This is a genomic window from Pseudomonas sp. TCU-HL1 (assembly GCF_001708505.1).
Lineage (GTDB): Bacteria > Pseudomonadota > Gammaproteobacteria > Pseudomonadales > Pseudomonadaceae > Metapseudomonas.
Genome location: NZ_CP015992.1, coordinates 2,635,532 through 2,653,322, shown reverse-complemented (window position 1 = coordinate 2,653,322; position 17,791 = coordinate 2,635,532). Strand labels below are relative to the sequence as shown.

Below are 17,791 nucleotides of genomic sequence, written 5' to 3'. Positions count from 1 at the left end.
CTGAACCATGGCCACTATCCACGTAGACGGCAAGACGCTCGAAGTCGATGGTGCAGACAACCTCCTGCAGGCCTGTCTGTCCCTCGGACTCGACATCCCCTACTTCTGCTGGCACCCGGCGCTCGGTAGCGTCGGCGCCTGCCGCCAGTGCGCGGTGAAGCAGTACACCGACGAGAACGACAAACGCGGTCGCCTGGTCATGTCCTGCATGACCCCCGCCACCGACAACTCCTGGATTTCCATCGACGACGAAGAGGCCAAGCAATTCCGCGCCAGCGTCGTCGAATGGTTGATGACCAACCACCCGCACGACTGCCCGGTGTGCGAGGAAGGTGGTCACTGCCACCTGCAGGACATGACGGTAATGACCGGCCACAACGCCCGTCGCTACCGCTTCACCAAGCGTACCCACCAGAACCAGCAGCTCGGCCCGTTCATCTCCCACGAGATGAACCGCTGCATCGCCTGCTACCGCTGCGTGCGCTACTACAAGGACTACGCCGGCGGCACTGACCTCGGCGTCTACGGTGCCCACGACAACGTCTACTTCGGCCGCGTCGAAGACGGCGTGCTGGAGAGCGAGTTCTCCGGCAACCTGGTCGAGGTCTGCCCGACCGGCGTGTTCACCGACAAAACCCACTCCGAGCGCTACAACCGCAAATGGGACATGCAGTTCGCCCCGAGCATCTGCCAAGGCTGCTCCAGCGGCTGCAACATCAGCCCCGGTGAGCGCTACGGCGAGATCCGCCGCATCGAGAACCGCTTCAACGGCTCGGTGAACCAGTACTTCCTGTGCGACCGCGGCCGCTTCGGCTATGGCTACGTCAACCGCGAAGACCGCCCGCGCCAGCCGCTGCTGGGCAACCAGAAGCTGAGCCTGGACGGCGCCCTGGACAAGGCCGCCGAACTGCTCAAGGGCAAGCGCGTGATCGGCATCGGCTCGCCCCGCGCCAGCCTCGAAGGCAACTTCGCCCTGCGTGAGCTGGTCGGCGCCGAGAACTATTACTCTGGCATCGCCGCCGCCGAGCTCGCCAACCTGCGCCTGATCCGCGACATCCTGCAGAACGGCCCGCTGCCGGTGCCCACCCTGCGCGACATCGAGCAGCACGACGCCATCTTCGTCCTCGGCGAAGACCTGACCCAGACCGCTGCCCGCATGGCCCTCGCCCTGCGTCAGGCCGTCAAGGGCAAGGCCACCGAAATCGCCGCCTCGATGAAGATCCAGGATTGGCACATGGCCGCCGTGCAGAACGTCGCCCAGGACGCCCTGAACCCGCTGTTCATCGCCAGCGTTGCCGCCACTCGCCTGGATGACGTCGCCGCTGAAAGCGTCCACGCCGCCCCGGCCGACCTCGCCCGCATCGGTTTCGCCGTGGCTCACGCCATCGACCCGAGCGCCCCGGCCGTGGAAGGTCTGGAAAGCGAAGCCGCCGAGCTGGTCAAGCGCATCGCCGACGCCCTGATCAAAGCCAAGCGCCCGCTAGTGATCTCGGGCGCCTCGCTGGGCGAGAAGGCTTTGATCGAAGCCGCCGCCAACATTGCCAGCGCCCTGAAGAATCGTGAGAAGAACGGTTCCCTCAGCCTCGTGGTTCCGGAAGCCAACAGCATGGGCCTGGCCCTGTTTGGCGGTGAGTCCGTCGACGCGGCTCTGGCAGCCCTGACCTCCGGCAAGGCCGATGCTGTCGTGGTCCTGGAAAACGACCTGTACCGCCGCGCCGACGCCGCCAAGGTTGATGCCGCCTTGGCCGCCGCCCAGGTCGTCATCGTGGCCGACCACCAGCAGACCGCGACCGCCCTGCGCGCCCACCTGGTACTGCCGGCGGCCAGCTTCGCCGAAGGCGACGGCACCCTGGTTAGCCTGGAAGGTCGCGCCCAGCGCTACTTCCAGGTCTTTGATCCGAGCTACTACGACGACAGCATCCTGGTCCGCGAGGGCTGGCGCTGGTTGCACGCACTGCACAGCACCCTGCTGGGCAAGTCCGTCGACTGGACCCAGCTCGACCAGGTCACCGCCGCCTGCGCCGACAGCAGCGCGCTGCTGGCCGGCATCCGCGATGCCGCGCCGAGCGCCTCGTTCCGCATCAAGGGCATGAAGCTCGCCCGCGAACCGCACCGCTACAGCGGCCGCACCGCCATGCGCGCCAACATCAGCGTGCACGAGCCGCGTCAGCCGCAGGACAAGGACTCGGCCTTCGCCTTCTCCATGGAAGGCTATGCCGGCAGCACCGAAGCCCGTCAGCAGATTCCCTTCGCCTGGTCCCCGGGCTGGAACTCGCCGCAAGCCTGGAACAAGTTCCAGGACGAAGTCGGTGGTCACCTGCGCGCTGGCGACCCGGGCGTTCGCCTGATCGAAGCCAAGGGCCAGGTTCTCCCCTGGTTCGGCGTCAACGCCGCCTTCAACCCGGCCCAGGGCACCTGGCAGGCTGTGCCGCTGCACCACCTGTTCGGCAGCGAGGAGAACAGCTCCCGCGCCGCGCCGGTGCAAGAGCGCATCCCGCAGCCTTACGTGGCCATGGCCAAGGACGAAGCCGATCGCCTCGGCGTCAATGACGGCGCCCTGCTCGCCCTGACCGTCAACGGCCAGACCCTGCGTCTGCCGCTTTCCGTCAAGGAGGAGCTGGGCATCGGCCTGATCGGCCTGCCTGCCGGCCTGCCGGGCATCCCGGCCACCTTCGCCGGTGCCGTCGTCACTGCCGTACAGGAGTCCGCGCAATGAGCTGGCTGACGCCCGAACTGATCGACATCGTCGTCGCCGTCCTCAAGGCCATCGTCATCCTTCTCGGGGTGGTTGTGAGCGGTGCGCTGCTTTCTTGGGTGGAACGTCGCCTGCTGGGCCTGTGGCAGGACCGCTACGGCCCGAACCGCGTGGGCCCGTTCGGCGCCTTCCAGTTGGGCGCCGACATGATCAAGATGTTCTTCAAGGAAGACTGGACCCCGCCGTTCGCCGACAAGCTGATCTTCACCCTGGCGCCCATCATCGCGATGAGCGCCCTGCTGGTGGCTTTCGCCGTGGTGCCGGTCACCCCCACCTGGGGCGTGGCCGACCTGAACATCGGCATCCTGTTCTTCTTCGCCATGGCCGGCATCGCGGTCTACGCAGTGCTCTTCGCCGGCTGGTCGAGCAACAACAAGTTCGCCCTGCTCGGCAGCCTGCGCGCCTCGGCCCAGACCATCTCCTACGAGGTGTTCCTGGCGCTGTCGCTGATGGGCATCGTGGCCCAGGTCGGTTCCTTCAACATGCGCGACATCGTTGAATACCAGGCCCAGAACCTGTGGTTCATCATTCCGCAGTTCTTCGGCTTCTGTACCTTCATCATCGCCGGCGTCGCCGTGACCCACCGTCACCCCTTCGACCAGCCGGAAGCGGAACAGGAACTGGCTGACGGCTACCACATCGAGTACGCCGGCATGAAGTGGGGCATGTTCTTCGTGGGTGAATACATTGGCATCGTGCTGATCTCCGCCCTGCTCGTGACCCTGTTCTTCGGCGGTTGGCATGGCCCGTTCGGCATCCTGCCGCAGATCCCCTTCATCTGGTTCGCGCTCAAGACCGGCTTCTTCATCATGCTGTTCATCCTGCTGCGCGCGTCCATCCCGCGCCCGCGCTATGACCAGGTGATGGCCTTCAGCTGGAAGGTGTGCCTGCCGCTGACCCTGATCAACCTGCTGGTGACCGGCGCGCTCGTGCTGGCGGCCCAGTAAGGAGAAACACCATGATCAAAGAAATCATCCACGTCGTGCATGGCACCTTCACCCAGCTTCGCAGCCTGGTGATGATCTTCGGCCATGCCTTCCGCAAGCGTGACACCCTGCAATACCCGGAAGAGCCCGTGTACCTGCCGCCGCGCTACCGTGGCCGCATCGTCCTCACCCGTGACCCCGATGGCGAAGAGCGTTGCGTCGCCTGCAACCTCTGCGCCGTGGCCTGCCCGGTCGGCTGCATCTCCCTGCAGAAGGCCGAGACCGAGGACGGTCGCTGGTACCCCGAGTTCTTCCGCATCAACTTCTCCCGCTGCATCTTCTGCGGCCTGTGCGAAGAAGCCTGCCCCACCACCGCGATCCAGCTGACCCCGGATTTCGAGATGGGCGAGTTCAAGCGCCAGGACCTGGTGTACGAGAAGGAAGACCTGCTGATCTCCGGTCCCGGCAAGAACCCGGACTACAACTTCTATCGCGTGGCGGGTATGGCCATTGCCGGCAAGCCGAAAGGCGCCGCGCAGAACGAGGCCGAGCCGATCAACGTGAAGAGCCTGCTGCCCTAAGGAGACGTGCGTGGAATTCGCCTTCTATTTCGCCGCCGCCGTGGCGGTGGCTTCCACCCTGCTGGTGGTCACCAACACCAACCCGGTGCATGCCCTGCTCAACCTCATCGTCTCGCTGCTGGCGGTGTCGATGTGCTTCTTTGCCCTGGGCGCGCCGTTTGCCGGCGCACTGGAAATCATCGTCTACGCCGGCGCCATCATGGTGCTGTTCGTCTTCGTGGTGATGATGCTGAACCTCGGACCGGCCATCGCCGAGCAGGAGAAGAAGTGGCTCAAGCCCGGCATCTGGACCGGCCCTGCCCTGCTCTCCGCCGCCCTGCTGGCCGAACTGCTGTATGTGTTGTTCGGCAACGCCAGCGGCGCTGCCATCGGCCACACCACGGTGGACTCCAAGACGGTCGGCATCGCCCTCTTCGGCCCCTATCTGCTGGCCGTGGAACTGGCCTCCATGCTGCTGCTCGCAGCCCTGGTCGCCGCGTTCCACCTCGGCCGCCACGAAGCAAAGGAGTAACGCCATGACTGGCATCCCACTGGAACACGGCCTGGCACTCTCCGGCGTACTGTTCTGCCTGGGCCTGATCGGCCTGATGGTACGGCGCAACATCCTCTTCGTGCTGATGAGCCTGGAAGTGATGATGAACGCCGCTGCTCTGGCCTTCGTGGTCGCAGGCGCCCGCTGGGCCCAGCCTGACGGCCAGATCATGTTCATTCTGGTGATCAGCCTTGCAGCCGCCGAGGCCAGTATCGGCCTGGCGATCCTGCTGCAACTGTACCGCCGCTTCCATACCCTCGATATCGACGCTGCCAGCGAGATGCGCGGATGAACCTTCTATTCCTGACTTGCCTGTTCCCACTGCTTGGCTGGTTCATTCTGGCCTTCTCCCGCGGGCGCCTCTCCGAACGCACCTCCGCTGTCATCGGTGTCGGCTCGGTGGGTCTCTCGGCCCTGGTCGCCGCCTGGATCATCTGGCAGTTCAACGTCGCCCCGCCGGAAGGCGGCGTCTACACCCAGACGCTATGGCAGTGGATGAGCGTGTCGGGCTTCGCGCCCAGCTTCACCCTCTACCTGGACGGCCTGTCCCTGACCATGCTCGGCGTGGTCACCGGCGTTGGCTTCCTGATTCACCTGTTCGCCTCCTGGTACATGAGCGGCGTCGAGGGTTTCTCGCGCTTCTTCGCCTACACCAACCTGTTCATCGCCAGCATGCTGTTCCTGGTGCTGGGCGATAACCTGCTGTTCCTCTACTTCGGATGGGAAGGCGTGGGCCTGTGCTCGTACCTGCTGATCGGCTTCTATTTCAAGCACACGCCGAACGGTAACGCAGCGCTGAAGGCGTTCATCGTCACCCGCGTCGGCGACGTGTTCATGGCCATCGGCCTGTTCATCCTGTTCGCCAATCTCGGCACCCTGAACATTCAGGAGCTGATGGTGCTGGCACCGCAGCAGTACGCAGCCGGCGACACCTGGCTCTGGGTCGCCACCCTGATGCTGCTCGGCGGCGCCGTGGGCAAGTCCGCCCAGCTGCCGCTGCAGACCTGGCTGGCCGACGCCATGGCCGGCCCGACCCCGGTCTCCGCGCTGATCCACGCCGCCACCATGGTGACCGCGGGCGTCTACCTGATCGCCCGTACCCACGGCCTGTTCCTGCTGACTCCGGAAATCCACGAGCTGGTTGGCATCGTCGGCGGCGTGACGCTGGTCCTGGCCGGCTTCGCCGCCCTGGTGCAGACCGACATCAAGCGCATCCTCGCCTACTCCACCATGAGCCAGATCGGCTACATGTTCCTCGCCCTGGGCGTCGGCGCATGGGACGCGGCGATCTTCCACCTGATGACCCACGCCTTCTTCAAGGCTCTGCTGTTCCTCGCTTCCGGTGCGGTGATCAACGCCCTTCACCACGAGCAGAACATCTTCAAGATGGGCGGCCTGTGGAAGAAGCTGCCACTGCCCTACGCCTGCTTCCTGGTGGGTGGTGCGGCCCTGGCGGCCCTGCCGCTCGTGACCGCGGGCTTCTACTCCAAGGACGAGATCCTCTGGGAAGCCTTCGCCAGTGGCCATTCCGCCCTGCTCTATGCGGGCCTGGCCGGCGCCTTCCTGACCTCGATCTACACCTTCCGCCTGATCTTCATCGTCTTCCATGGCGAGGCGAAGACCGAGGCCCACGCCGGCTACGGCATCGCCCACAGCCTGCCGCTGGTGGTGCTGCTGGTGCTCTCCACCTTCGTTGGCGCGCTGATCACTCCGCCGCTGGCCGGTGTGCTGCCCGAAAGCGTCGGTCATGCCGGTGGCGAGGCCAAGCACAGCCTGGAAATCGCCTCGGGCGCCATCGCCCTGGCGGGCATCCTGCTGGCCGCCCTGCTCTTCCTGGGCAAGCGCCGCTTCGTCAGCGCCGTCGCCCAGAGCGCCCCGGGCCGCTTCCTCGGCGCCTGGTGGTTCGCCGCCTGGGGCTTCGACTGGCTCTACGACCTGCTGTTCGTCAAGCCGTACCTGCTGGCCTGCCGTCTGCTCCGCCGCGATCCCATCGACGGCAGCATCGGTCTGATCCCGCGCGTGGTACGTGGTGGCAACAACGCACTCAGCCGCAGCCAGACCGGCCAGTTGCGCTGGTACGCCGTATCCATAGTCGGCGGGGCCGTGCTCGTGCTCGGCGCCGTGCTGCTGACCTGAATCTACTTAAGGAATTGAGCCCGTCATGATTCTGCCCTGGCTAATCCTGATTCCCTTCATCGGCGGCCTGCTCTGCTGGCAAGGTGAGCGCTTCGGCGCCACCCTGCCCCGCTGGATCGCCCTGCTGACCATGTCCCTGCTGTTCGGCCTCGGCCTCTGGCTGTGGGCGACCGGCGACTTCACCCTGGCCCCGGCCCCCGGCACCGATCCGGTGTGGGCGGAGGAGTTCAAGGTGCAGTGGATCGAGCGCTTCGGCATCACCATCCACCTGGCACTGGACGGGATCTCCATCCTGATGATCGTCCTCACTGGCCTGCTCGGTGTGCTGTCGGTACTCTGCTCCTGGCGTGAAATCCAGAACCGCGTCGGCTTCTTCCACCTCAACCTGATGTGGATACTCGGCGGCGTGGTCGGCGTCTTCCTCGCCATCGACCTGTTCCTGTTCTTCTTCTTCTGGGAAATGATGCTGGTGCCGATGTATTTCCTCATCGCGCTCTGGGGTCATAGTGGCAGCAAGGGCAAGTCGCGCATCAACGCCGCCACCAAGTTCTTCATCTACACCCAGTTCAGCGGCCTGATCATGCTGGTGGCCATCCTCGGCCTGGTACTGGTGAACTACAGCAATACCGGTGTGCTGACCTTCAACTACGCCGATTTGCTGAAGGCCGAGTTGGCGCCCGGTACCGAGTACCTGCTGATGCTCGGCTTCTTCGCCGCCTTCGCGGTGAAGTTCCCGGTGGTGCCGGTGCACTCCTGGCTGCCCGACGCCCACGCCCAGGCGCCGACCGCGGGCTCCGTGGACCTGGCCGGCATCCTGCTGAAAACCGCCGCCTACGGCATGATCCGCTTCGCCCTGCCGCTGTTCCCCAACGCTTCGGCCGAGTTCGCGCCCATCGCCCAGTGGCTCGGCGTGTTCGCCATCGTCTACGGCGCGCTGCTGTCCTTCGCCCAGACCGACATCAAGCGCCTGGTGGCTTACTCCAGCGTGTCCCACATGGGCTTCGTGCTGATCGCCATCTACTCCGGCAGCCAGATCGCCCTGCAGGGCGCCATCGTGCAGATGATCGCCCATGGCCTCTCTGCCGCCGCACTCTTTATCCTGTGTGGCCAGCTCTACGAGCGCCTGCACACCCGCGACATGCGTGAGATGGGCGGCATCTGGAACCGCATGCCCTACCTGCCTGGCGTCAGCCTGTTCTTCGCCGCCGCCGCCCTGGGTCTTCCGGGTACCGGTAACTTCCTTGGCGAGTTCCTGATCCTGGTCGGCGCCTTCCAGCAAGTACCCTGGATCGCCGTGCTGGCCTCCACCGGCCTGGTGTTCGGTTCGGTCTACTCGCTGATCATGATTCACCGCGCCTACTTCGGCCCGGCGAAGAACGAGAACGCCTACGAAGGCCTGAGATACCGCGAGCTGACCATGGTCCTGGGCCTCGCCGGCCTGCTGGTTCTGCTCGGCGTTTACCCGCAACCGGTACTGGACACCTCTGCTGCGACCATGCATGGCGTGCACCAGTGGCTGGATTCCGCCGTCAATCAACTCGTTGCCCGGTAAGTAGGTTATGGAATTCACGACTCAACACCTGATTGCCCTGCTACCGCTGCTGGTCACCTGCGCGACCATCGTCGTCGTCATGCTGGCCATCGCCTGGAAGCGCCACCACTCCTGGACCTTCGGCCTTTCGGTCATCGGTCTCAACCTGGCCCTGATCTCCATCCTGCCGGCCCTGAAGGTCGCCCCGCTGGAGGTGACGCCGCTGATGATGGTGGACAACTTCGGCGCCTACTACATGGCCCTGGTCCTGGCGGGCACCCTCGCCTGCGTCACCCTGATCCACGCCTACCTGGGCGGTGAATCAGGCAAGGGCTACCCGGGCAACCGCGAAGAGATGTACCTGCTGATCCTCCTCTCCGCCGCCGGCGGCCTGGTGCTGGTCACCGCGCAGCACCTGGCCGGTCTGTTCATCGGCCTGGAACTGCTCTCGGTACCCATCTACGGCCTGGTGGCATACGCCTTCTTCAACAAGCGTTCGCTGGAAGCCGGCATCAAGTACATGGTGCTATCTGCCGCGGGCTCCGCCTTCCTGCTGTTCGGCATGGCCCTGCTCTATGCCGACGCCGGCAGCCTGAGCTTCAGCCAACTGTCCGCTGCCGGTACGTCCAGCGTGCTGTCCCAGCTCGGCATCGGCATGATGCTGATCGGCCTGGCGTTCAAGCTGTCTCTGGTTCCGTTCCACCTCTGGACCCCGGACGTGTACGAAGGCGCCCCGGCGCCGGTGGCTGCCTTCCTGGCCACCGTCAGCAAGGTCGCCGTGTTCGCCGTCCTGCTGCGCCTGTACCAGCTGTCGCCGGCTACCGCCGGCGGCTGGCTGAACGACCTGCTGACCGTGATCGCCATTGCGTCGATCATCTTCGGCAACGTGCTGGCCCTGGTGCAGAACAACATCAAGCGTCTGCTTGGCTACTCCTCCATCGCCCACTTCGGCTACCTGCTGGTGGCGCTGATCGCGAGCAAGGGCCTGGCAGTGGAAGCCATCGGCGTCTACCTGGCCACCTACGTGCTGACCAGCCTGGGCGCCTTCGGTGTCGTGACCCTGATGTCTACCCCCTACAGCGGCCGTGACTGCGACGCCCTGTATGAGTATCGCGGCCTGTTCTGGCGCCGTCCGTACCTGACCGCCGTGCTCACCGTGATGATGCTGTCCCTGGCAGGCATTCCGCTGACCGCAGGCTTCATCGGCAAGTTCTTCGTGATCGCCGCCGGTGTCGAATCGGGCCTCTGGTGGCTGCTGGGCGCCATGGTCCTGGGCAGCGCCATCGGCATCTTCTACTACCTGCGCGTCATGGTGACCCTGTTCCTGGTCGAGCCCAACCTGCGCCGTCACGACGCGGAACTGCACTGGGCCCAGCGCGCCGGCGGCATCATGCTGCTGTTCGTCGCCCTGCTCGCCTTCTTCCTTGGCGTCTATCCGCAGCCGCTGCTGGACCTGGTCCAGCACTCCGGCCTGGTGGCACTGGCCAACTGAGGCTGATCCGCAGAAACGAAAAACCCGGCCAAGCGCCGGGTTTTTTGTGGGCTGGTGCTTTGTGTGGGGAATCCGGTACGGCGGGAAAAGTGCGCCACGCCAAACAACTGGAGCGCACGGCGCACCCTACCTCGCCAGCTCCCGTCGCTCCGTCCAAACAGAATGAAGCAGTTGCGCGTGTCGGTCTCCTCGCCGAGTTCACCTTTGGCAGCCGGCATGGGGGTGATGAAGCCTGAAAACAACCTGGAAATGCCTGATGTGCGAGCGGCTGGGCGGCTGGCTGCGCCTGTCGTATTAGGTTCCAGGCTCTACTCGCACGAGGAACTTGCACATGGCTATAGGGCATTTCATTCGCCGGGGTGACAGGACCACTTGCGGTGGAACCGTCATAGAGGCGGACTCCCGTTGCATGATGTTCGGAATCGCCCATTCCCGCGTGGGCGATCGGGTGACCTGCGGAAAGGACGGCAAGACTTACCAGATCATCGGCGGAGTTTCGTACATCCGGAGTCACGGAAGGCTCGTGGCTGGCCCCCTGGACAGCATCAGCAGTTGTCCCTGCAAGGCCAGACTGATTCCCTCGATGTTCGAGGCTACCTATTCGAGTGAATCGAGCAAACCTCAGCCCCAGCGCGAGGCGACTGCACCCCTAACGGCTGATTCCATCAATACCCCATCGTCCTCGCCACGGAGCGTCGCACCGGATTTTGCAAAGACGTTTGCCCAAACCTTAGCCATCACCGACAGCGAAACCGGCCAGCCACTGGCCAACCGGGAGTTCATCGCGGTGGTGGAGGCCGTGAAACGTTCGGCGTGACCGATGCTGGCGGCCTGGCCCACATACCGGCCCCCTCAGTGGACTCGGTCATTTCGTTGCACATCCTGTTCAAAGTCCCGGAGCGCGCACTCACTGAACTCTCGGAGAACGCCCAATGACTGCTACCAGCTTCAAGACCACGGCCAAGGCACAAGAGGTGAAGCCTGGCCAACCGCTCGTGCCGATTGCGATCACCGTCAACGACCGAGCGGCAACCCGCGAAGCGATCATCCGCAAGGTGCACTCGCTGGGGCATCAGTTCGTTGAGCGCTCATCCTGGGGCGCAGTCAAGGGCAAGAGCGGCATGGACAGCGACTGGGACTACAGCATGATCGCCCTGCACCACGCCGGCCGCAGTTATTCCTGCGGCGGCGGCGCCGAGCAGATGAGGGATACCCAAGACTTACAGATAGACAAGAGCTTCGACGACATCGGCTACCACTATGGCATCGACTGCCAAGGCAAGATTTACGAAGGATGCGACATCCGGCTCAAGGGTTCGAGCGTGGACAACTTCAGTACTGGCGTGATCGGTATCGTGCTGCTGAACAACCTCACCACAGCTGAAGCAGGCGGAGGCATGGTAGCGCTCGGTCGTGAGGCGCTTGAGTACCTTGGCATCAGCGCAACCAACACCATTCCGGCAGCCCAGATTTGTGCATTGCTCAACTTGATTACGGCCCTCAAGAGCGCTTTCGTCATCAAGAACTTTGGCGGCCATCGCGAGTACCCTGGCCAGACGGCCGGGGGCAAGGTTTGCCCTGGGAACGTCGGCATGGATCTGGTCAGAGCCATTCGCACCCGGACCAACCTGTTTTTCCCTCCGAAGCCACGGCCATGAAAAAGTTGCCACCCATCATTGCGCTAACCCTACTGGCCGTGCTCTTCGTCGGCTACTACGAGGTGCTGGAGGAAGCGGAGACGCATAGTGTCTTCTTCATCAAGAAATCCCCCACCTTGCAGGTGAAGTTCCGGCACCTCTTCGCCAACGACGCCGACGATAAGCCGCTCAACCAATTGAGCGACGAAGAGCAGCGAGCGGTGATCGACTACTGCAAGTACCGCCTGGGTATCGGAACCGAGTTGAAAACCCAGGAAGAGCTAGAGACCTGCAAACAGCTGTAACCCTCCACGGAAAGGGCGCCATCGGCGCCCTTCTCTGTCTTGTCGTTATCCCTCTCCTGCCGGGCCGGCTCCCCGAACCGGCTCGGGCCAATCAGATCCTGAACTGCCTCACCAACCCACCCAGGCTATCGCCCAGGCGCGCCAGGCTGCGGGCGGTGTCGGCGCCATGGCGGGTTTCTTCCGCCACGCTGTCCACCGCCACCGCGATCTGGTGCACGCTGCGGTTGATCTCTTCAGCCACCGCGGTCTGCTCTTCGGCAGCACTGGCAATCTGCGCGTTCATGGCATTGATGGTGCCGATCAGCCCGGCGATGGCATCCAGGGAAGCGCCGGCCTGGTTGGCCTGGTTGCTGGTGGTCTCACCGGCGTCACTGGAGCGGCGCATGGCGGTCACGGCGTCCTGGGTGCCCTGCTGCAGGCGATCGATCATGCCCTGGATTTCCTGGGTGCTCTGCTGGGTGCGGCTGGCCAGAGCACGCACCTCGTCAGCCACAACGGCAAAGCCGCGACCCGCCTCGCCGGCACGGGCAGCCTCGATGGCAGCGTTGAGCGCCAGCAGGTTGGTTTGCTCGGCGATGGACCGGATCACGCCCAGCACACTGACGATGGACTGCACGTCCTGTTGCAGGCTGTCCAGGGACAGACCGCTGCTGCGGATGTCGTCGACCAGTGCATGAATGCGGGTGATGCTGCCATCCACCACCTGTTTGGCGGCCTGCCCTTCCTGGTCGGTCTGCTGGGCGGCTTCGGCAGCCCCTTGGGCGCTCCTGGCCACTTCGTGGGCCGCAGTGGACATTTCGTTGATGGCGGTGGCCACCTGATCGGTCTCGTGACGCTGGCGATCCATGGCCTTTTCGGAACGCTGGGCCTGCGCGGCCACCTCGCCCACCAGGCTGGTGAGCTGGCCGGTCATGTCGACGATCTGGCGCACCAGGCCATGAATCTTCTCGACGAAGCGGTTGAAGGAACCCGCCAATTCACCCAACTCGTCATGGCTGTCCACCACCAGGCGGCGGGTCAGGTCACCTTCACCGGCAGCGATGTCGTCCAGGTTGGCCTTGATGCGCTGCAGCGGACGCACCAGGGCATTGGCCAGGCCCAGGCCGACCAGGCCGAAGACCACCAGCAGCACAGCGGCGATCACCACCACGCCGGTCACAATGGTGCTGACGCGCTCGTCGATCTCGCTCTCCACTTCCGCCACCTGCGCCGCCACGCCGTCCAGGTTCACCGCGGTGCCCAGGGCCATGTCCCACTTCGGCAGGTAATAGCTGTAGGCGAGCTTGGGCACCAGCGCACTCTCGTTGCCTGGCATCGCGGAGCTGTATTCCACATAGTTGGAACCGTCCTTGGCCACAGCCACCAGGCGATCGTTCACCGCCACGCCGTTCGGGTCCTTGCGGCCGGTGAAACTCTTGCCCACGTCCACCGGGCTGTCGCCACGGAACAGGCGCACCACCTGCGAGTCGTAGCCGAAGAAGTAACCGTCCTTGCCGTACTTGATCTTCGACAGAATGACGATCGCCTGATCGCGGCTGGCGGTGTCACCAGGGGACGAAGCGTCATACAGCGCCTGCACTGACCCCAAGGCGACCTGCATGTAGCTCTTGAGCTCCTGGCGGCTCTCCTCGACCAGGCGCTTGCGGGTGTTCTTCACCTCGTCTTCGGCCAGGCCGTGGATCACCTGGGTCACCGCGCCGGAGAGCACCAGCGCGAAGAGGATCACCGGCACCAGGGCCAACAACAGTACTTTGGTCTTCAGGGTCAAACGCATCGAGCAATCCTCGGGAGGCAGGGCCAGAAAGCACAGCGGGGTTGCCGATTTATCGGCAACCCCGCCTCATTCTTAAACGACCCATGGGTCGAATTGATTAAGCGAACACCAAAGCCGGGGAGCCCTAGCAGCTTGTTGAAAAACGTTAACGAGGCAGCCGAGGCGAGGCAAAAACAGACGAAAAAGCGGAGTTTACGTGCTGTAAATGAGCATTTTGATCGGACTCGCGCCCGAGTCTGTTTTTAACGACGCATCGGCAACGCAGGTAGTTTTTCAACAGCCTGCTAGAGCACCATCGCCGCAACCCAGCCGAATGCGAGCAACGGCAGGTTGTAATGCAGGAAGGTGGGCACCACCGTGTCCCAGATATGGTTGTGCTGGCCGTCCACGTTCAGGCCCGCGGTCGGGCCGAGGGTCGAGTCGGAGGCCGGCGAGCCGGCGTCGCCCAAGGCACCGGCGGTGCCGACGATGCTGACGATGGCCAGCGGGCTGAAGCCCAGCTGCATGCACAGCGGCACGAAGATCGCGGCAATGATGGGCACGGTGGAAAACGACGAGCCGATGCCCATGGTCACCAGCAGGCCCACCAGCAGCATCAGCAGTGCGCCAAGCGCCTTGCTGTGGCCGATCCAGCCCGCCGAAGCCTCCACCAGGGTCGCCACCTGGCCGGTCTCACGCATCACCTCGGCGAAGCCCGAGGCGGCAATCATGATGAAGCCGATCATGGCCATCATTTTCATGCCCTCGGTGAACAGGTCATCGGCCTCTTTCCAGCGCACCACGCCCGAGAGGGAGAAGATCACGAAGCCCAGCAGCGCGCCGATGATCATCGAGTCGAGCCAGAGCTGCACCACGAAGGCCACCAGGATGGCAACACCCGCCACCCCCAGACTCATCGGGTTGTAGGCCACGCTCACCTGCTCGGTCCTGGCGATACGTTCAAGGTCATAGCTGCGCTTGTCGCGATAGCTGAAGAACACCGCGATCAGCAGGCCGGCGACCATACCCAGGGCCGGTATCAACATGGCCTCGGTGACATTCACACCGGTAACGTCGGCGCCACTTTTCACCACATTCGCCAGCAGGATTTCATTCAGGAAGATATTGCCGAAACCCACCGGCAGGAACATGTAGGGCGTGATCAGGCCGAATGTGATCACGCAGGCAATCAGCCGGCGGTCGATGGACAAGCGCGTCAATACATATAGAAGAGGCGGCACCAGCAGTGGGATAAAGGCAATATGGATCGGCAGAATGTTCTGCGAGGAAATCGCCACGCACAGCAAGAGCGCAACCAGCATCCATTTCAGGGCATTGCCACCGTTGGTTTCCTGCCGTCCGACCAGCGCCAGGGCCTTGTCCGCCAGGGCATGCGCCAGCCCGGAGCGAGCGATGGCCACGGCGAACGCGCCCAGCAGCGCGTAGGACAGCGCCACGGTGGCACCTCCGCCCAGCCCTTTATTGAACGCCGCCAGGGAGCCCTCGATTCCCAGGCCACCGACCATTCCACCCACCAGGGCACCCATGATCAGGGCCACCACCACATGCACCCGGCACAGGCTGAGGACCAGCATGATCCCCACCGCCGCCACTACCGCATTCATCGCCTCTCCTCAGTTTTCCTGGCCTTGCCAGACTGCGGCCTCGCCGCGAAAAAAAGCGCGCACTCTGCCGAAACCGAGAGGCGCTGTCAAAAGCGTTCGGAATATTGGGCGTAGTGTGCATAATTCTTGCCTGCAAATTGCACCCTCGTGCATTCCGCACGGCTATTCGTCGTCTTTGCGTCAAGAAATCGCCGGTTGCGCCGACAACGAATGAAGTTCCGACGAGACAGAAGGAAGCCCCAATGCCATTCAATCGCCTGTCCATCCAGTGGAAAATCACCCTGCTGGCCGGCCTCTGCCTGTTGGCCATCGTGACCTTGCTGGTGGGTTCGTCCTTGTACCAGTCAAAACGCAGCGCCAGCCTGGTCAAAGCCAACAGCAGCGAGATGCTCGACCAGAGCGCACGCCTGCGCCTGCAAGCCCGCGCGGAGCTGCAGGCGATCCGCATCCAGCGCTACTTCATGGACAACTACCAGTACGGCAAGGGCTTCTCCCGTCAGGTGCTGTTCCTCAAGGAACAGGCGGAAAAGCGCTTCCTCGACGCCTTCGACCTGCGCGAAGACCTGACTCGTCAGGTGCGCACCAGCCTGGAGGCCAACCCGGAAATCCTCGGCCTTTACCTGGTCTTCGAGCCCAACGCCCTGGACGGCAAGGACGAACTCTTCGTCGACCAGGTCGAGCTCGGCAGCAACGACAAGGGCCGCTTCTCCCTCTACTGGTCACAGCCCACGCCCGGCAAGCTGGAGTCCGAATCCATGACCGAGGAACTGCTGGCCGACAGCAGCACCGGACCGAGCGGCGCGCCCTACAACGCCTGGTACACCTGCCCGATGAAGACCAGCCAGGCCTGCGTGCTCGACCCGTATTTCGATAACGTCGGCGGCCGCCAGGTGCTGATGACCAGCATCGCCTTCCCCCTGCAGCTCAACGGCAAGACCGTAGGTGTCATGGGCCTGGACATCAGCCTGGAAAGCCTGCAACAACTCAGCGTTGCCGGTAACCGTGAGCTGTACGACGGCAACGGCCACGTCAGCATCCTCAGCCCCGCGGGCCTGCTCGCCGGCCACAGCCGGGACGCCAGCCAACTGAGTGCCAAGCTGGAAAAAGCCTTCGGCGAGAACGCCGGCGAACTGGCCAGCAACCTGCAGGCCGGCAAGGCCGTGGAAATGGCGCACGACGGCATGCTGCGAGTGATGCAGCCGTTCAAGCCGATCCCCACCGCGGCGCCCTGGAGCGTGCTGCTGGAAGTACCCAAACAGGTGCTGCTGGCGCCCGCGCTGGAACTGGACGCCAAGCTTGATCAGCAAAACGCCAGCGCCAACCTAATGGGGCTGCTGATCAGCCTCGTCGCCGCCATTGCCGGCCTGCTGCTGGTGTGGCTCACCGCCCGTGGCGTGACCCGGCCGATCCTCGGCGTGGCCGGCATGCTCAAGGACATCGCCAGCGGCGAAGGCGACCTGACCCGTCGCCTCGACTACGCCCGCCAGGACGAACTGGGCGAACTGGCCGGCTGGTTCAACCGCTTCCTCGACAAGCTGCAGCCGATCATCGCCGACGTGAAACGCTCGGTGCAGGACGCCCGCAGCACCGCCGACCAGTCCGCCGCCATCGCCAGCCAGACCAGCGCCGGCATGCAGCAGCAGTACCGTGAAGTGGACCAGGTGGCCACCGCCTCCCACGAGATGAGCGCCACCGCCCAGGACGTCGCCCGCAGCGCCGCCCAGGCCGCCGATGCCGCCCGTGGCGCCGACCATGCGACCCGCGAGGGTCTCGGCGTGATCGGCCGCACCACCAGCGCCATCGAGCAACTGGCCAGCGAGATGAACGCCGCCATGGAAGAGGTGCAGGCACTGGCCGCCAGCAGCGAGCAGATCGGCTCGGTGCTGGAAGTGATCCGCGCCATCGCCGAGCAGACCAACCTGCTGGCGCTGAACGCCGCCATCGAGGCCGCCCGTGCCGGCGAAGCCGGGCGTGGCTTCGCCGTGGTGGCCGACGAGGTGCGCAACCTGGCCAAGCGCACCCAGGATTCGGTGGAGGAAATCCGCCAGGTGATCGAAGGCCTGCAGCACGGCACCCGCGAAGTGGTCGGCTCGATGCACAGCAGCCACCGCCAGGCCCAGGGCAGCGTCGAACAGGTGGAACAGGCGGTGATGGCGCTGCAGCGCATCGGCGATGCCGTCACCGTGATCACCGACATGAACCTGCAGATTGCCAGCGCCGCCGAGGAACAGAGCGCGGTGGCCGAGGAGATCAACCGCAACGTGGCGGCGATCCGCGACGTGACCGAGTCCCTCTCCGGCCAGGCCGAGGAATCCGCCCAGGTCAGCCAGGCGCTGAACCGCCTGGCCAACCACCAGCAAGGCCTGATGGATCACTTCCGCGCTTAGTGCTTTGCCGGTGATTTCAATCGCCGGTCACCGTGTAGGGTGGAAATCCCTTTGAGGATTTCCACCACCGTCCTCCCACCTGATGCCAGTGGTGGATAGAAAAGCGCTATCCACGCTACACGGCTGCTCGG

At 64.3% G+C, this 17,791-nt stretch carries 13 protein-coding genes and 3 pseudogenes; 13 read left to right on the top strand and 3 right to left on the bottom strand.

Features of this window, described 5'->3' with window-relative positions:
• Positions 1–7 precede the first annotated feature (7 nt).
• The 11 genes from nuoG to THL1_RS12225 all read left to right on the top strand — a co-directional run bounded on the left by nuoG (position 8) and on the right by THL1_RS12225 (position 11,895).
• Entirely contained in the window at positions 8–2,716 is a 2,709-nt protein-coding gene (nuoG, locus tag THL1_RS12275; protein ID WP_069083530.1) for an NADH-quinone oxidoreductase subunit NuoG, read from the top strand.
• Positions 2,713–3,702 (top strand): NADH-quinone oxidoreductase subunit NuoH, encoded by a 990-nt coding sequence (gene nuoH, locus THL1_RS12270; RefSeq protein ID WP_069083529.1) that lies wholly within the window; start codon positions 2,713–2,715, stop codon positions 3,700–3,702. The genes nuoG and nuoH overlap by 4 nt, the downstream gene beginning before the upstream one ends.
• Before the next feature lie 11 nt (positions 3,703–3,713).
• A complete protein-coding gene (gene nuoI / locus THL1_RS12265) occupies positions 3,714–4,262 on the top strand; it encodes an NADH-quinone oxidoreductase subunit NuoI (RefSeq protein ID WP_028628751.1) in 549 nt (182 codons plus the stop codon).
• A gap of 10 nt (positions 4,263–4,272) precedes the next feature.
• Positions 4,273–4,773, top strand: coding sequence for an NADH-quinone oxidoreductase subunit J (gene nuoJ, locus THL1_RS12260; protein WP_069083528.1), 501 nt, complete (start codon positions 4,273–4,275; stop codon positions 4,771–4,773).
• Positions 4,774–4,777: 4 nt separating this feature from the next.
• Positions 4,778–5,086 (top strand): NADH-quinone oxidoreductase subunit NuoK, encoded by a 309-nt coding sequence (gene nuoK, locus THL1_RS12255; RefSeq protein WP_069083527.1) that lies wholly within the window; start codon positions 4,778–4,780, stop codon positions 5,084–5,086.
• Positions 5,083–6,930 (top strand): NADH-quinone oxidoreductase subunit L, encoded by a 1,848-nt coding sequence (gene nuoL, locus THL1_RS12250; protein ID WP_069083526.1) that lies wholly within the window; start codon positions 5,083–5,085, stop codon positions 6,928–6,930. The genes nuoK and nuoL overlap by 4 nt, the downstream gene beginning before the upstream one ends.
• Before the next feature lie 25 nt (positions 6,931–6,955).
• Positions 6,956–8,482 carry an NADH-quinone oxidoreductase subunit M gene (nuoM, locus tag THL1_RS12245; RefSeq protein WP_069083525.1) on the top strand — a complete coding sequence of 509 codons (1,527 nt, stop codon included), beginning with the start codon at positions 6,956–6,958 and terminating at the stop codon, positions 8,480–8,482.
• 7 nt (positions 8,483–8,489) lie between these two features.
• Entirely contained in the window at positions 8,490–9,953 is a 1,464-nt protein-coding gene (gene nuoN / locus THL1_RS12240) for an NADH-quinone oxidoreductase subunit NuoN (protein WP_069083524.1), read from the top strand.
• A gap of 409 nt (positions 9,954–10,362) precedes the next feature.
• Entirely contained in the window at positions 10,363–10,770 is a 408-nt protein-coding gene (locus THL1_RS31185) for a PAAR domain-containing protein (RefSeq protein ID WP_414703733.1), read from the top strand.
• A 115-nt stretch (positions 10,771–10,885) separates the two neighbouring features.
• Positions 10,886–11,611: a peptidoglycan recognition protein family protein gene (locus THL1_RS12230; RefSeq protein WP_069083522.1), complete on the top strand. Its 726-nt coding sequence runs from the start codon at positions 10,886–10,888 to the stop codon at positions 11,609–11,611.
• The gene (locus THL1_RS12225; RefSeq protein WP_069083521.1) at positions 11,608–11,895 is read left to right on the top strand and encodes a hypothetical protein; all 288 of its coding nucleotides are present in this window, start codon (positions 11,608–11,610) and stop codon (positions 11,893–11,895) included. Before THL1_RS12230 ends, THL1_RS12225 begins: the two co-directional genes overlap by 4 nt.
• Before the next feature lie 91 nt (positions 11,896–11,986).
• On the opposite strand, the pseudogene THL1_RS31330 reads toward THL1_RS12225, so the two are convergent.
• From THL1_RS31330 to THL1_RS12215, 3 genes and pseudogenes are all read right to left on the bottom strand, one after another.
• A pseudogene (locus THL1_RS31330) lies at positions 11,987–12,583 on the bottom strand (methyl-accepting chemotaxis protein); the annotation flags it as partial.
• A gap of 261 nt (positions 12,584–12,844) precedes the next feature.
• Positions 12,845–13,669 (bottom strand): annotated as a pseudogene (locus tag THL1_RS31325) (cache domain-containing protein); the annotation flags it as partial.
• Positions 13,670–13,953: 284 nt separating this feature from the next.
• The gene (locus THL1_RS12215) at positions 13,954–15,273 is read right to left on the bottom strand and encodes a Na+/H+ antiporter family protein (RefSeq protein ID WP_069083519.1); all 1,320 of its coding nucleotides are present in this window, start codon (positions 15,271–15,273) and stop codon (positions 13,954–13,956) included.
• Positions 15,274–15,515: 242 nt separating this feature from the next.
• Between THL1_RS12215 and THL1_RS31320 the strand changes: the two are divergent.
• Both THL1_RS31320 and THL1_RS31315 read left to right on the top strand, forming a co-directional pair.
• Positions 15,516–16,802 (top strand): annotated as a pseudogene (locus THL1_RS31320) (HAMP domain-containing protein); the annotation flags it as partial.
• Between the two features lie 102 nt (positions 16,803–16,904).
• Positions 16,905–17,660 carry a methyl-accepting chemotaxis protein gene (locus THL1_RS31315; protein ID WP_414703748.1) on the top strand — a complete coding sequence of 252 codons (756 nt, stop codon included), beginning with the start codon at positions 16,905–16,907 and terminating at the stop codon, positions 17,658–17,660.
• Positions 17,661–17,791: the final 131 nt, after the last annotated feature.